15 protein-coding genes are annotated in these 14066 nt (G+C 72.8%); 11 read left to right on the top strand and 4 right to left on the bottom strand.

The window, feature by feature from the left end; genetic code table 11:
* Window positions 1–195 precede the first annotated feature (195 nt).
* Together ABZ453_RS14720 and ABZ453_RS14715 are read left to right on the top strand one after the other, a co-directional pair.
* The gene (locus ABZ453_RS14720) at window positions 196–2262 is read left to right on the top strand and encodes a SpoIIE family protein phosphatase (RefSeq protein WP_359015099.1); all 2067 of its coding nucleotides are present in this window, start codon (window positions 196–198) and stop codon (window positions 2260–2262) included.
* Window positions 2263–2376: 114 nt separating this feature from the next.
* Complete coding sequence (locus tag ABZ453_RS14715) at window positions 2377–3132, top strand: hypothetical protein (RefSeq protein WP_359015097.1); 756 nt, start codon at window positions 2377–2379, stop codon at window positions 3130–3132.
* 237 nt (window positions 3133–3369) lie between these two features.
* On the opposite strand, the gene ABZ453_RS14710 is transcribed toward ABZ453_RS14715, so the two are convergent.
* Entirely contained in the window at window positions 3370–4170 is an 801-nt protein-coding gene (locus ABZ453_RS14710) for a putative protein N(5)-glutamine methyltransferase (protein WP_359015095.1), read from the bottom strand.
* A 273-nt stretch (window positions 4171–4443) separates the two neighbouring features.
* On the opposite strand from ABZ453_RS14710, the gene ABZ453_RS14705 reads away from it, so the two are divergent.
* Window positions 4444–4905, top strand: coding sequence for a MarR family winged helix-turn-helix transcriptional regulator (locus tag ABZ453_RS14705; RefSeq protein WP_359015093.1), 462 nt, complete (start codon window positions 4444–4446; stop codon window positions 4903–4905).
* Here ABZ453_RS14705 and ABZ453_RS14700 read toward each other — a convergent pair.
* Both ABZ453_RS14700 and ABZ453_RS14695 read right to left on the bottom strand, forming a co-directional pair.
* Entirely contained in the window at window positions 4902–5612 is a 711-nt protein-coding gene (locus ABZ453_RS14700; RefSeq protein ID WP_359015091.1) for a GNAT family N-acetyltransferase, read from the bottom strand. The two genes, ABZ453_RS14705 and ABZ453_RS14700, sit on opposite strands and share 4 nt — an antisense overlap.
* The gene (locus tag ABZ453_RS14695) at window positions 5609–6535 is read right to left on the bottom strand and encodes an NADP-dependent oxidoreductase (RefSeq protein WP_359015088.1); all 927 of its coding nucleotides are present in this window, start codon (window positions 6533–6535) and stop codon (window positions 5609–5611) included. Before ABZ453_RS14695 ends, ABZ453_RS14700 begins: the two co-directional genes overlap by 4 nt.
* A gap of 212 nt (window positions 6536–6747) precedes the next feature.
* On the opposite strand from ABZ453_RS14695, the gene ABZ453_RS14690 reads away from it, so the two are divergent.
* From ABZ453_RS14690 to ABZ453_RS14660, 7 genes are all read left to right on the top strand, one after another.
* The gene (locus tag ABZ453_RS14690; protein ID WP_359015086.1) at window positions 6748–7353 is read left to right on the top strand and encodes a sulfite oxidase-like oxidoreductase; all 606 of its coding nucleotides are present in this window, start codon (window positions 6748–6750) and stop codon (window positions 7351–7353) included.
* A 46-nt stretch (window positions 7354–7399) separates the two neighbouring features.
* Window positions 7400–8206 carry a ferredoxin reductase gene (locus tag ABZ453_RS14685; RefSeq protein WP_359015140.1) on the top strand — a complete coding sequence of 269 codons (807 nt, stop codon included), beginning with the start codon at window positions 7400–7402 and terminating at the stop codon, window positions 8204–8206.
* A 174-nt stretch (window positions 8207–8380) separates the two neighbouring features.
* Window positions 8381–8974, top strand: a complete 594-nt coding sequence (locus ABZ453_RS14680; protein ID WP_359015084.1) for a hypothetical protein — start codon at window positions 8381–8383, stop codon at window positions 8972–8974.
* 117 nt (window positions 8975–9091) lie between these two features.
* Window positions 9092–10060: an acetylxylan esterase gene (locus tag ABZ453_RS14675; RefSeq protein ID WP_359015082.1), complete on the top strand. Its 969-nt coding sequence runs from the start codon at window positions 9092–9094 to the stop codon at window positions 10058–10060.
* Window positions 10061–10071: 11 nt separating this feature from the next.
* On the top strand, window positions 10072–10476 hold the full coding sequence (locus tag ABZ453_RS14670; protein WP_359015080.1) for a nuclear transport factor 2 family protein: 405 nt from the start codon (window positions 10072–10074) through the stop codon (window positions 10474–10476).
* Between the two features lie 89 nt (window positions 10477–10565).
* On the top strand, window positions 10566–11732 hold the full coding sequence (locus ABZ453_RS14665; RefSeq protein WP_359015078.1) for a serine hydrolase domain-containing protein: 1167 nt from the start codon (window positions 10566–10568) through the stop codon (window positions 11730–11732).
* Window positions 11733–11862: 130 nt separating this feature from the next.
* Window positions 11863–12597: a winged helix-turn-helix domain-containing protein gene (locus tag ABZ453_RS14660; RefSeq protein ID WP_359015076.1), complete on the top strand. Its 735-nt coding sequence runs from the start codon at window positions 11863–11865 to the stop codon at window positions 12595–12597.
* Here the strand turns inward: ABZ453_RS14660 and ABZ453_RS14655 are convergent.
* Complete coding sequence (locus tag ABZ453_RS14655; RefSeq protein ID WP_359015074.1) at window positions 12575–13327, bottom strand: class I SAM-dependent methyltransferase; 753 nt, start codon at window positions 13325–13327, stop codon at window positions 12575–12577. The genes ABZ453_RS14660 and ABZ453_RS14655 overlap by 23 nt on opposite strands.
* An 83-nt stretch (window positions 13328–13410) precedes the next feature.
* Here ABZ453_RS14655 and ABZ453_RS14650 point away from each other — a divergent pair, with 83 nt between their 5' ends.
* A complete protein-coding gene (locus tag ABZ453_RS14650; protein ID WP_359015072.1) occupies window positions 13411–13821 on the top strand; it encodes a nuclear transport factor 2 family protein in 411 nt (136 codons plus the stop codon).
* Window positions 13822–14066 lie beyond the last annotated feature (245 nt).

Raw genomic sequence — 14066 nt, 5'->3', positions numbered from 1 at the left:
GTAACGGGGGCCGTCACTTCGGCGACGGTCCGTGGCCGGTACTGTCGTCACCACTTCGAGAACGCCGCCGCCTGTGTTGAGGGATGGTGGAGGTGGGCGACACAGGCGTCACAGCGACGGTTGAGCGCGGTAGAACAGGGGAGTCGGCACGGGGGAAACGGCGTGCCGCGTCAAGGAACGAAGGCGGTGCGTGGGATGAGTGCACCTGGGTTTCCGGTGACCGACGGCGACGAGTCGGTGCGCCCGAGCGGTCTGCTCGACGTCCTGGGCGTGGCCTCGGTGGTTCTGGACGCCCAGGGACGGGTCGTGCTGTGGAGCCCGCAGACCGAGGAACTGTTCGGCTATCCGGCGAAGGAGGCCCTCGGCCAGTACGCGGCCCGGATCATGGTGCACGAGCAGCACCTCGACCTGGTCGTGAAGCTGTTCGCCGACGTGATGGTGACCGGCCAGAGCTGGGCCGGCGCCTTCCCCATCCGGCGCAAGGACGGCAGCACCCGCCTGGTGGAGTTCCGCAACATGCGGCTGCTGGACGACCGGGGCGACGTCTACGCACTGGGCCTGTGCGCCGACCGGTCGACGGTACGGCGGCTGGAGCGGGACGTGGCGCTGTCCACGCGGATGATCGCGCAGTCCCCCATCGGACTGGCCGTCCTGGACACCGAGCTGCGGTATGTCTCCGTCAACCCGGCCCTGGAGCGGCTGAACGGAGTGCCCGCCGAGGATCACATCGGCCGCCGTATCGCCGAGGTCGTGCCCAACCTGGAGGTCGAGGCGCTGGAGGCGGCGGCGCGCCGGGTGCTGGAGACCGGGCGGCCGCTCGTCGACCAGCGGACCGTCGGGCGCACGCCGGCCGATCCGGACGAGGAGCGCGCCTGGTCGATCTCGCTGTACCGGCTGGAGGACGCGTTCGGGCACGTACTGGGAGTGGCCGGGTCGATCCTCGACACCACCGAGGAGCACCGGGCGCGGGTGGAGGCCGAGGCCGCTCGGCGGCGGCTGACACTCATCGCGGACGCCTCCACCCGGATCGGCACCACGCTGGAACTGGACCTTACCGCCTGCGAGTTGGCGGAGGTCGCGGTGCCGGAGCTGGCCGACTGGGCGGCGGTGGACCTGCTCGAGGCGGTGGTCCAGGGCAGACGCAGCACGCTGGGTCCCGCGGAGCCGGCCGACATACGGGCCCTGGCCGTGCGGGCGGACGACGTTCCTCGGGTGCCGGCGGCCGCCGATCGGCCGGGAAAGGTGGCCCGCTACGGCCCCGACCTCCTGGTCACCGAGTGCGTGCGCACGGCCCGGCCGGTCATGATCGCCGAGGTCGAGGCCGCCGACCTGCCCCGCATCGCCCGCTCCGAGGAGGCGGCCGGGCAGCTGGCCGAGGTGGGCCTGCACTCCTATCTGGCGGTACCGCTGATCGCGCGCGGCGAGGTGCTCGGCGCCCTGGAACTGGAGCGCACCCGCAATCCTGAGCCGTTCAGCGAGGACGACCTGCTGCTCGCCCGCGAACTTGCGGCGCGCGCGGCGGTGCAGATCGACAACGCCCGCTGGTACCAGAACGCCCGCGACACCGCCCTCACCCTGCAGCGCAGCCTGCTGCCCAGCCATCCGCCGGTCATCGGTGGCCTGGAGGTCGCCTCCCGCTACCAGCCCGCGGGCGCCACCAGCGAGGTCGGCGGCGACTGGTTCGACGTGATCCCGCTGGAGGACGGCAAGACCGCGCTCGTCGTCGGCGACGTCATGGGCAGCGGCATCAACGCGGCGGCCACCATGGGCCGGCTGCGCACCGCGACCAACACCCTCGCCTCCCTCGACCTCGACCCGGCCCGGCTCCTGGAGCACCTCGACCGGATCACCGAGGGCCTGGACCACTCCATCGCCACCTGCGTGTACGCCGTCCACGACCCTGAGCTGCGGCAGTGCCGCATCGCCAACGCCGGGCACCTGCCGCCGGCCCGGCTGCGTGAGGGGCACCCCCCTGAGCTGCTGGAACTGCCCACCGGGGCGCCGCTGGGCGTCGGCGGGGTCGCGTTCTCCACCACGACGGTCGACCTGGAGCCCGGCGACCGGCTGGTCTTCTACACCGACGGCCTCGTCGAGACCCGCCAACACCCCCTCGACGAACGCCTGGACGCGCTCCTGGCCCTGCTCGACGGCCCCGACCGCCCGCTGGAGGAGGTCTGCGACCTGCTGCTGCGCACCCTGCACCAGCCGGACAACTCCGACGACGTGGCCCTGCTCATCGCCCGGGTCCAGCAGCCGCACTGACCCGTACACCTGTTCTCACAGGTACTGATTACCTGACCCTTATGGTGCCCATCGCACAATCACAGGTAGGTGTGGCATACGGATGCCCGGTGCCTTGGCCGATGGGAGCGAGCCGTGACGGATCAGGAACCCACTGCCGGAGGATCGCCGGACCGGCATGGCGGGACGACACCGGACTGGGAAGTGGTGACAGGCCCGGGCGGGGCCGAGCCCGCGTCGGGCGAGACCTGGGACAGGGTCTGGCGGCGGCGCTCCGCCCGGTCCCGCGCGGTGATCGCGGCGGCCACGGTCGCCGTCCTGGCCCTCGGCGGCACCGTCGCCTACGCGACGACCTCCGGCGGCTCGGGCGGCGGCGCCACCCCGTCCGCGTCCGGCTCCGCGTCGCCGTCCCCGAGCGGGCCCGAGGGCCGGCACGGCGGCCGGTGGTTCGACTTCGGCGGCATGGGCGTGCACGGCGAGGCCACCGTGAAGGACCAGGACACCGGCCAGTGGGTGGTACGGGTCTGGCAGCGCGGCACCGTGGAGAAGATCTCCGGCGACCAGGCCACCGTCAAGAGCGAGGACGGCGCCTCCTGGACATGGACCTTGACCTCGGACACCACGGTCCTGCACGACGGCACCAAGGGTTCCGGGACCGACGGCATCAAGAAGGGCGAGACCGCGGTCCTGGTCGGCACCCGCGCGGACAACGGCACCCGCACCGCCACCCGCGTCCTGTCCGGGACCTTCATCGACAGGGGACCCGGCGACAACGGACCCGGCGACAGGAACCCGGGCGGCTGGGGCGGCGGCTTCGGCGGCCACGGCCCCCGCGACTGGCGGATGCCGTCCCCGCCGCCGAGCCCGTCGGGCAACGGGGCGACGACCTGAGGAACCGCCGCGGCCCCGCTGCGGCGCGCCCGTGCCGGCGTATCCGCGCCTTGCCCTGATGCGGCTCAGCACGGAGGCACACCAGGCTCCGAGGTACCCCGTCCTCTGGTGCCGATCGACATCGCCGCAGTGAACTTCGGCCCGTACCAGCGGTCCTGGCGAAGTCCGCTGCGGTTCGGTAGCGCCCCGACGGCCGCGGACGACCGACGGCACATCGCGGCGATCCCGGCGGAGCGCTCAGCGCCTGGTGCCGATCACCACATGGGCGTACCACTCCTCCGAGACCGCCAGACGGGTCGTCAGTCCGGCCCGGGTGAACGCCTCCACGGCCGCGGGCGCCTGTGCCTCGCTCGTCTCGGTCAGCAGACAGCCGCCCGGTGCCAGCCAGTGCGGCGCCTCGGCCGCGACCCGGCGCAGGACGTCGAGTCCGTCCGTGCCGCCGTCGAGGGCGACCAGCGGTTCGTGATCGCGGGCCTCGGCGGGCAGCAGGCCCACCTCGTCGGTGGGCACGTACGGCACATTGGCCGCGAGGATGTCGACGCGGCCCCGCAGGCCGGCCGGCAGCGCGGCGAACAGGTCGCCGGCGTGCACGTGTCCGCCTACGCCGGCGACATTGCGGCGGGCGCAGCGCACCGCGGCCGGGTCGATGTCGGCGGCGTGCAGTTCGGCGTCGCCGAGCGCGGTGGCCAGAGCGGTGCCGACGGCGCCCGAGCCGCAGCACAGGTCCACCACGACGGACGCCCCGGGGGCCCGGGCAAGAGCCTGCTCGACGAGGAACTCGGTACGGCGGCGGGGTACGAAGACGCCGGGTTCGACGAGGATGCGCAGGCCCCGGAACTCCGCCCAGCCCAGGACGAGTTCGAGGGGCAGACCGGCCACGCGGCGGTCGACCAGGGCGGTGAGTTCCCGCGCTGTGCGGGCCTGGGACAGGATCAACCGGGCCTCGTCCTCGGCGAAGACGCAGCCCGCCAAGCGCAGGACGGCGGCGACGGATTCGACCGACGAGGACGACGAGGACGACGAGGGAGATGAAGGCATGGAAGCCGAGAGCCTTTCGGTGGGGCGAAGGGCGCTCTCGCGGTCGCCTACCGGCGGCGATCCGCTTCGACCAGAGGAGAGAGCACCCGGGCTGATACAGCGGTAATGGGTCTCACCTCCTCGTTCTCCGGCGGCCGGGATGTTCCGCGGCCGGACGGAAACATTACCCCAACCGTCGGACGCCGACGGCCTCCTCGGCTTCCTCCTGGTTGGCTCCTGCAATTCCCCCTCAAGTTGTACTATACAACTAGATGGGTGTGGTGAGGAGGAGCCATGGACGCGGACGAGGCCGTGGAGACGATTCAGCGCGAGATGACGGTCTTCGCCCGCCGCGCCCGCGCGTCGGCGGGACGGATGCACCCCGAGCTGTCCCTGGTGTCGTACACACTGCTGGGGCATCTGGAGGAGAGCGGCGGTTGCCGGGCCACCGATCTGGCGGCCCACTACGCCCTGGACAAGTCGACGGTCAGCCGACAGGTGGCCGCGCTCGAGCGGGCCCGGCTGATCGAGCGACGTCCGGACGCCGACGACCACCGCGTCCAGGTCCTGCAGCTGACCGACGCCGGCCGCGAGATCCTCGCCCAGGTCACCGACAGCCGCCGGGCGGCCCTCCGCGAGCGGTTGGAGGGCTGGCCGGAGGAGGACCTGGAGCGGTTCGCCTCCTGTCTGGTGCGCTACAACACGTGGGGCGGGCGGACGGCGGCACCTCGCGGCCCTGATCCCGACGTGTCCTAAGCGACCGTCACCGCCTGTTCGTCCGCGAGGTGTTCCGGGACGCGGGCCGCGCCGAACGTGGTGGTGCGCCGCAGTCGGAAGCCGAGGGATTCGTAGAGGCGGATGGCGTTCGCGTTGCCGGCGCCGGTGTGCAGGAACGGGGTCTCGCCGCGTTCCCGTATGCCGTGGGCGACGGCGCGGATCAGCCTGGTCGCGAGACCCTCGCCGCGGAAGGCGGGGTCGGTGCAGACCGCGCTGATCTCGGTCCAGCCCGGCGGGTGCAGCCGCTCCCCCGCCATCGCAATCAGCGCGCCGTCCCGCCGTATGCCCAGGTAGGTGCCCATCTCGATGGTGCGGGGCAGGAAGGGGCCGGGCCGGGTGCGTTCGACCAGGTCGAGCATCTCGGGGACGTCGGCGGGACCGAGCCGGACGGCCTCCGGCTCGGGCGCGGCCTCGAGACCGTCGTCGACCAGTTGCACGCCCTCGATGTGGAAGGTGATCTCCCAGCCGGCCGGCACCGCGCCGCTGAAACCGAGCAGCGGCACCTCGGCGCCGGGGCCCGCGAGGGCCGCGAGGTCGGCCCAGTCACCGGTGTCGGGCTCGTCGGGCAGCGCCAGCCAGGGCGTCACGTCGACCGGGTAGCGCACCACCCGCCCGTGCCACTCGGCGAAGTGGGCGTGCGGGCCGGTCAGGGAGGCGAGGGCGGGGTTGTCCAGGACGTGGCTCACGCGGCGACCTCGATCACGATCTTGCCGCGCGCGTGGCCGTCCTCGACCTCGCGCAGTGCCTCGCCTGCCCGCTCCAGCGGGTAGGTGCCGGTCACGTGCGGGTCCAGGTCGCCGTCGATCACCAGCCGGGCGACCGCGTCCAGGACCGCCGCGTCGCGGGCTCGGGCGACCCTGGCCCCGCCGAGTTCCTCGACGGTCGCGGGTGGCGCGGCGGCGGTGATCAGCTTCGTACGGTCGTCGAGCAGTGTCGCCGCCTCGGTGAGCACCTCTTCGCCGACCAGGTCGTAGACACCGTCCACGCCGTCGGGCGCCGCCGCGCGCACCCGCGCCGCCAGGTCCGGTCCCGAGGGGACGTGCACCGCGCCCAGCGCCTCCACGAAGTCCTTCTTCGCCTCGCTCGCGACGCCCACCACCCGCAGGCCGAGGGCGCGGGCGATCTGCACGGCCGCGCTGCCGACCCCGCCGCCCGCGCCAGTGACCAGGACGGTCGCGCCGGCGGGCAGACCCAGCTGGTGGACGCCGTCGTACGCGGTCGCCGCCGCGACCGGGAGGGTGGCGGCGTCCTGGAAGGAGAGGCCGGCCGGCTTGTGCGCCGTGATGTCGGTGGGCAGCAGTGTGTACTCGGCATAACCGCCGGTCGCGGTGTTCCCGAACACCTCGTCGCCGGCGGTGAACCCGGTCACGTCGGCACCGGTCTCGAGGACGACACCGGAGACCTCGTTGCCCAGCACCACCGGAAACACCGGCTCACCGCTCTCCCCGGGGCGCCGGTAGCCGGTGCGCAGCTTCCAGTCGACGGGGTTCACACCCGCGGCACGCACCGCGACCAGCACCTGCCCAGGCCCCGGGCTGGGCCGGTCCAGGTCGACGAGGGCCTCGGTCTCCGGTCCGTCGAAGCGCGTGTAGACGTACGCCTTGGGCATGTTCCACTCTCCTTCGCTGCCGCGTGGTCACCGGGTGTACGGGACACCGGTTCCGGCATCAGGCGGCAAGGCGCGGGCGGGAGGCGCTATTCCCGGGGCCGGGGAGTGTTCATACGTCTTTAATGATCGACGGGCGGGCCGGGGCCGGGGCGGATCCGGGTGGCACGTACGGTTGACCCGGTAGGCCGTCACTTCCGTCCCGCTGGATCCGTATGAACGTCACCCGAGGTTTCACCGGGCGTCCCCGCGCCCACCGTCCGGGCCTCCCGCCCGGCCAGTACGACACGGGCGACGACTGGCCCGTCCTGTCCGCGGAGGTCACCCCCGAGCTGGCGCCGGCCGACTGGACCTTCCGCGTCGACGGGCTGGTCGAGCGGCCGTGCACCTGGGACTGGGACGCGGCGCACGCGCTGCCGGCGTCGGCCTTCGAAGGCGACATCCACTGTGTGACGAGCTGGTCGAAGTTCGGAGTCCGGTTCGGAGGCGTGTCGCTGGACGCCTTCCTCGACGTGGTGCGGCCCCAGGCGTCCGCCACCCATGCCGTCGCCTACTCGCACACCGGGTACACCGCGAACCTGCCGCTCGCGGACCTGACCGGCGGGCGGGCCTGGATCGCGTTCACGTACGAGGGCGAGCCGCTCGCTCCCGAGCACGGCGGGCCGGCGCGGCTGCTGGTGCCGCACCTGTACTTCTGGAAGAGCGCCAAGTGGATCGCGGGCATCCGGCTTCTCGACCACGACGAGCCGGGTTTCTGGGAGCGGAACGGCTACCACGAGCGCGGCAACCCGTGGGAGGAGCAGCGGTACTCCGGTGACTGAGCAGGCGACCGCAGCGACCCCTTCCCCGACAACGGTGACCGAGCAGATGACGGCAGCGACCCCTTCCCCGACAACGGCCCCTTCCCCGGCAACGGCCGTTTCTCCCGCCTTCACTCCCCCGACGCGCTTCGCCGTGCCCGGCCGTATCGCCGTGAGCGGCCAGGCCGCCGCGGTCTGGCAGACGGCCACCCTGACGGAGGTCCGCCGTGAGACGCCGTACGTCTCGACGTTCCGGTTCGCGGTGCCCGCCTGGCCGGGGCACCTTCCGGGCCAGCACCTGATGCTGCGGCTGACCGCAGAGGACGGTTATGCGGCCCAGCGCCACTACTCGATCGCCTCCGCGCCGGACGACGGCGGGCACATCGAGCTGACCTTGGACCACGTGCAGGGCGGCGAGGTCTCCGGCTGGTTCCACACGGTGGCCGAGCCGGGCGACGAGGTGGAGGTGCGCGGTCCGGTGAGCGGGTTCTTCGCCTGGCCCGGCGACCGGCCCGCGCTGCTCATCGGCGCGGGCTCCGGGGTCGTACCGCTGATGTCGATGGTCCGGCACCACCGGGCGCGCGGCCTCGACGTGCCGCTGCGGCTGCTGGTGTCCGCGCGCAGCCCCGAGGAGCTCGTCTACGCACGGGAGTTGGGCACCGAGACGACGCCCGTGTTCACGCGCCGCGCACCGCGGGGGGTGGCGGTGGGACGTATGGCCGCCGCACATGTGGCGCCGCTCCTGGCCGAACCGCCCGACGGCGGGTGGGAGGCCTATGTGTGCGGCTCGAACGCCTTCGCCGAGCACGCCTCACGACTGCTGGTCGAGGCCGGCCAGCCCGTGGACCGGATCCGCATCGAACGCTTCGGCTGACGGCCGGACACCGGGGCCGTCACCGGCCGTTCACGGTGAGCGATCTTCGAGGCGCTGGGTACCCGATTTTCATGGGCACTCGCGCGCGCACACGATCCGGGGGGACAATACGGACCAAGCAGGTGCGGCTGAACGTATGGCCCCTCCGGTTTCGGTGACGGCGAGGAGGTCGACATGCGGACCCGGGTGCGCGGCTGGCGCTGGCGGCGCAATCCGCTGCGGCGCCGGTCGGACGTGGTGGAGGCGTGGACGACGCTGGTCGTCGCGCTCCTGCTGTTCGTCGGCGCGCCGCTCGCGGGGGTCGTCACGGGCTGGTGGGCGCACGACCAGGCCGGGGCCGCGGCCGCGGCGCAGCGCGCGGACCGGCATCGCACGCGTGTGGTGGTCGTCGGCGCGACGCCCGAGCGGGCGCCCGCGGTGCAGGGCGGCCGGGAGCACTCGTTCCTGGTGAACGTGCGCTGGACGGACCCCGTCACGGGGCCGCACACCACCGCGGCGCGTGTTCCCGCGGGCACGCGGCACGGGGAGACGGTGGACGTGTGGTTCGACGCCCGCAACCGGCCGGTGGGTCCGCCGCCGGGCCGGACGCAGATCTGGCAGCACACCGTCACCATGGGCATCTGTGCCGCGGGCGGCGCGGTCGCGGTGATCCTCCTTGGCAACGCCTTCGTCCGGCGCGTGGCCATCGGCCACCGGCTGACCGAGTGGGAGAGGGAATGGGCCCGCACGGAGCCGCAGTGGACCCGCCGCCAGGCGGGCGGACCGTGACGCCCGCGGTGCGGAGGTGATCGCGCGGGCGCAGTCCGGGAAAGATCTGGCCAGTCGTCCGATCGCACACGTACGGTGTTGATCATCCGCACGGTCCCTATGCGAAGGCGGTCCTGCATGGCCCTGTTCGACCTCCCCCTCGACGAACTCCACGACTACCGCAGCGCGTCCGTCGAGCCCGAGGACTTCGACGCGTTCTGGTCCAAGACCCTGCAGGAGGCCCGCGAGCACGACCTGGACGCCCGCTTCGAGCCGGTCGACACCGGGCTGACGACGGTCGAGGTGTACGACGTGACGTTCGCCGGATTCGGCGGGCACCCGGTGAAGGGCTGGCTGACGCTGCCCGCCGGGGCGTCCGAACCCCTGCCGCTGGTGGTGGAGTTCGTCGGGTACGGCGGCGGACGCGGCCTGCCGCACGAGCATCTGCTGTGGGCGTCCACCGGCCGGGCGCACTTCGTGATGGACACCCGCGGACAGGGCAGCGCCTGGGGCGGCGGGGGCGGCACCGCGGACCCGGTGGGCGGCGCGCCCGCCTACCCGGGCTTCATGACCCGCGGTATCGACGCGCCGGAGAACTACTACTACCGCCGGGTGTTCACCGACGCCGTCCGTGCCGTCGAGGCGGCCCGTTCCCACCCGCTGACCGACGCCTCCCGCACGGTCGCGGTCGGCGCGAGCCAGGGCGGCGGCATCACCATCGCCGTCGCCGGTCTGGTCCCCGACCTGGTGGCGGCGGCGCCGGACGTGCCGTTCCTGTGCGACTACCCGCGTGCCGCGACTCTGACGGACCGTCACCCCTACCGGGAGATCGGCCTGTTCCTCAAGACGCACCGCGGCCGCTCCGAGGACGCCCTGCGCACCCTGTCCTACTTCGACGGCGTCCACTTCGCCGCCCGCGGCCGCTCGCCGGCGCTGTTCTCTGCGGCCCTGGAGGACCAGACCTGCCCGCCCTCGACCGTCTTCGCGGCCTTCAACGCCTGGGCGCACGAGGACAGGACGATCGAGGTGTACGACTTCAACGACCACGAGGGCGGCGGGCCTTACCAGGAGGCGACGAAGCTGCGCTGGTTGCGGTCGTATGCCTGAGGGAGCCGGCCGTGGACACGCGTGAGGCCGCCGAGCGGTTCGTACGGGTCTGGGAGCGCGGCTGGGCCGCGCACGACGTGGACGCGCTCCTCGACCTGTACGCCGGGGACTGCGTCCACCGCTCGATGCCCTTCCGCGAGCCGCACCGGGGGCGGGCCGAGCTCGCCGCCTATCTGAGCTGGTCGTTCGAGCGGGAGCGGGTGAGGGACGTACGGTTCTCGCCGCCCGTGGTCGGCCAGGACGGGATCGCGGTCGCCGAGTTCCGGGTGCTGAGCGAGGAGGGCGGGGTGCCGGCCACCCTCGCGGGCTGCGTGTTCGTACGGTTCGACGCCGACGGCCTCGCGGTCGAGACCCGGGACTACTGGCACGCCGCGGACGGTCACCGGGAACCGGAGGACAAGCTGTTCCTTCTCTGACCTTCCCTCCAGTCCGACCAGTCGGTACGTTCAGGACGCCCGGGTCGCGACGGTGCGGCCCGGGGTTCCGGCGGACGACGGAGGGCCCCATGGCGGAGCGTGAGCCAGGTGTGGTCGGTTACTGCGACGAACGGTTCGCGGCGGTGCGGACGGCGTTCGAGGAGAACTTCCGGGAACGGGGCGAACTGGGCGCCGCGGTCGCCGTGAGCGTCGGCGGCGAGGTCATGGTGGACCTGTGGGGCGGCTGGGCGGACGCGGACCGCACCCGGCCCTGGGAGCGGGACACCCTGGTCAACGTGTGGTCGACCACCAAGGGCCCGACGGCGCTGTGCGCCCACATCCTCGCCGACCGGGGCCTGCTCGACCTCGACGCGCCCGTGGCCAAGTACTGGCCCGAGTTCGCCGCGGCCGGCAAGGAGGAGGTGCTCGTACGGCACCTGCTCTCGCACCGGGCCGGACTGTCGGGGCTTCGTGAGCCGCACTCGGTCGAGCAGCTCTACGACTGGGAGTTCACGACCGGGCGGCTCGCGGCGACGGAACCCTGGTGGGAACCGGGGACCGCGTCCGGCTACCACGCGTTCACGTACGGCTTCCTGGTCGGCGAGGTGGTCCGGCGGGTCTCGGGGCAGCTGCCCGGCGCCTTCCTCGCCCACGAGGTGACCGGCCCGCTCGGGATCGACTTCACCATCGGGCTGCCGGAGCAGGACGCCGGCAGGGCGGCCGAGCTGGTGCATCCGCCGGTCGCGTCGAGCAGCGAACAGGCCGCGATCTTCAGTCAGTTGACGCCCGCGGCACTGGCGGCGCTGGCCAATCCGGTGGTGGGTGCGGACGAGGCCAACTCGCCCGCATGGCGAGCCGCGGAGATCCCGGCCGCGAACGGGCACGGCACGGCGCGGGCGGTCGCCGCGCTGTACGGGATCTTCGCGGGCAGGGGGACGTACGCCGGCCGTAGCGTCCTGTCCCCCGAGGCGGCCGAGCGGGTGCGTGAAGGGCAGGGCAGCTGCCGCGACCTGGTGCTGGGGGCCGGCCTCGATGCCGAGACGGAGATCGGGCTCGGTCTGTGGCTGAGCGGTGACAACGGCTCCTACGGCCCCAACCCGCGCGCTTTCGGACACGACGGGTTCGGCGGCTCGTGCGGACTCGCGGACCCGGAGACGGGGGTGTCGCTCGGCTATGCGATGAACCGGATGGGGCCTCAGATCGCCAACGACCCACGGAAAATGGCGCTGATCGAGGCCCTGTACAGCGCTCTGTGAACGCCGGGGCGGGCAGGCCGGTTTCGGCCGAACCGACCGCCCGCCCTTCCCTGCTGGTTTAGACCAATGCTAGATCTGGTGGCGCAATGAGCCCGCACGGCTACGGCATGTCACCAACAGGAGGCGCGGCATGGCCCGCACCGACCATCCGGTCACCGATCAGCAGCCGCTGTACTGGCGTGTAGCGACCCGACTGCTCGGCGAGTTGCGCGACGGCACGATTCCACCCGGCGAACGGCTGCCGAGCGAACGGCGGCTGGCCGCACATTTCGAGGTCAGCAGGGAGACGGTCCGGCAGGCGCTGGAGGTGCTGCGCCGCGACGGACTGGTCTGCACCGACCGGCGCGGCAGCCACGCCACGCTGCCGGGCCTGCCGGTGGAGACCCCTTCCACGCCCGCCTTCCCGGTCGGCGCCCGGGCCGCGGACCCGCGCGCCGCGGACCGGGCCACGGTCACCTGGGAGGCGCCCCCGCCCGAGCACGCCGAGGCCCTCGGCCTCGCCCCGCACCACCCGACCCTGATGCACCGCTACGAGTCCACGGGCGCCGACGGCCGCGGACGGCGTACGGCGGTGACGTCGTTCTCCGCGGTCGCCCTGGCGGAGGTCGAGGAACTGGCCCGCTACCGCGACCGCGCCGACGGCGCCGCCTCGGCGCAGCTGCACCGCGCCTACGAGTGGATGCGCAAAGCCGGCCTGACCCTGCACCACCGGGACGCCATCACCCCGCTCCCGGACACCCCCTCGGTCCGGGTGACACGGCGCGTGCACGACCAGTACGCGCGGCCACTGGAGATCACGGATCTGCTGGTGGACGCCCAACAGGACGCCCTCGTCTACGAGTTCATGCTTCCGGCCGCGGGCTGAGCGAGGACAGCGGACGCCGGGCCACGATCATCCGCACCCGCGGGCTGCCGTCGCTCCGCCGCCCGAACTCCTCCAGCGCCTGCAACTCGACGACGAATCCGGCTCGCTCCAACTCCCGCCGTACATCAGCCAGTCGGAAGGCCCGGTAGTACATGACGAACGGCGGACGCCACACGGCGTTGCGCACCCGCATCACCGCGTCGAAACCCAGCAGCATCCAGTACGCGGGCGACGAGGGCCGGGGCGGGGCCAGGACGGGGAACGCGAAACACCCGCCCGGCCGCAGCACCGAGTGGACCTCGGCGAACAGCCCCGGCACCTCCTGTGGCAGGAAGTGCCCGAACGCACCGAAGCTGACCACGAGGTCGAAGGCGGACCGGAACGGCAGCGCGCGGGCGTCAGCACGCACCCAGGCCACCCGCGAACCGGCCGGCCGGACCCGCTCCCGCGCCACCGCCAGCATCCCCGCGCTGAAGTCGATCCCCGTGGCACTGCGCCGGCACAACCGCGCCAGCACGCCGATGCCCGCGCCCGTGCCGCAGCACAGGTCGAGTCCGTCGTCGAAGGGTCCCGTCCGCGCCAGCGCCGAGGCGACGGCCTCCAGGACGGAGTCGGGCGTCCGGAAGGGGGTGTGGTCGAACTTCGGAGCGAGCAGGTCGTATCCCCGCTCCACGGAGGACAGGGCCTGGACGGCGAGTTCTCGCAGGCTGGGGCCTTCAGGGCTGAACACCCACGTCAGCCTAGTGGACAGGGTCGCGGCAGCTGATTACCCTCATCCTTACCTACTCAACTAATTGACTATGAGGTGATCCGATGCACGCGTTCCGCGAGGCGGTCGAGGCCGGCGATCTCGATGCCGTCGAGGCGCTGCTGGCGGAGGACGTCGTGTTCACCAGCCCGGTGGTGTTCAAGCCGTACCCGGGCAAGGCGATCACCGCGGCGATCCTGCGCGCGGTCTCCCAGGTCTTCGAGGACTTCCGCTACGAGCGCGAGATCGGCGGCGGAACCGACGGTCGCGACCACGCCCTGGTCTTCGCCGCGCGCGTGGGCGACCGGGAGCTGACGGGCTGCGACTTCATCCACGTGGACGACAACGGCCTGATCGACGAACTCACCGTGATGGTGCGGCCCTTGTCGGGCGCCCAGGCGCTGGCGGCGGCGATGGGCGCCCGGTTCGAGCAGATCGCGAAGGAGGCGGAGACGCGGTCCGCCTCCGCCTCCTGACCTCACGCCACGGCGAGGACGCGGGCACGGGTGCAGGACGTGCCGGGGGTGAGTGTCTTCCGCAGCCTTCTCCCCCGAGGACCGGGTGGCGCAAGCGGCCGGTCCGGAGACCGTGCAAGGCGGATCAACAACGCGGGCATCGCCATGCGGGCGCGCCTCGGCGAGGCCGAACTCGCCGACGGGAACCGGGCGTTCGCGGTGAACACCAGCGGCGCCCTGCTCGGCATCCAGGCCCTGTCCCCCGC

The organism is Streptomyces sp. NPDC005799, assembly GCF_040630525.1.
Taxonomy (GTDB): Bacteria; Actinomycetota; Actinomycetes; order Streptomycetales; family Streptomycetaceae; genus Streptomyces; species Streptomyces griseorubiginosus_B.
This window is presented reverse-complemented; position numbering and strand designations above follow the sequence as displayed.

Bases quoted from the DNA above. Each gene is read 5' to 3' on its own strand.
- ABZ453_RS14695 (WP_359015088.1), bottom strand. From the start codon at position 6,535: ATGCCCAAGGCGTACGTCTACACGCGCTTCGACGGACCGGAGACCGAG.
- ABZ453_RS14665 (WP_359015078.1), top strand. From the start codon at position 10,566: ATGGCGGAGCGTGAGCCAGGTGTGGTCGGTTACTGCGACGAACGGTTC.
- ABZ453_RS14660 (WP_359015076.1), top strand. From the start codon at position 11,863: ATGGCCCGCACCGACCATCCGGTCACCGATCAGCAGCCGCTGTACTGG.
- ABZ453_RS14705 (WP_359015093.1), top strand. From the start codon at position 4,444: ATGGACGCGGACGAGGCCGTGGAGACGATTCAGCGCGAGATGACGGTC.
- ABZ453_RS14710 (WP_359015095.1), bottom strand. From the start codon at position 4,170: ATGCCTTCATCTCCCTCGTCGTCCTCGTCGTCCTCGTCGGTCGAATCC.
- ABZ453_RS14680 (WP_359015084.1), top strand. From the start codon at position 8,381: ATGCGGACCCGGGTGCGCGGCTGGCGCTGGCGGCGCAATCCGCTGCGG.
- ABZ453_RS14650 (WP_359015072.1), top strand. From the start codon at position 13,411: ATGCACGCGTTCCGCGAGGCGGTCGAGGCCGGCGATCTCGATGCCGTC.
- ABZ453_RS14690 (WP_359015086.1), top strand. From the start codon at position 6,748: ATGAACGTCACCCGAGGTTTCACCGGGCGTCCCCGCGCCCACCGTCCG.
- ABZ453_RS14685 (WP_359015140.1), top strand. From the start codon at position 7,400: ATGACGGCAGCGACCCCTTCCCCGACAACGGCCCCTTCCCCGGCAACG.
- ABZ453_RS14675 (WP_359015082.1), top strand. From the start codon at position 9,092: ATGGCCCTGTTCGACCTCCCCCTCGACGAACTCCACGACTACCGCAGC.
- ABZ453_RS14720 (WP_359015099.1), top strand. From the start codon at position 196: ATGAGTGCACCTGGGTTTCCGGTGACCGACGGCGACGAGTCGGTGCGC.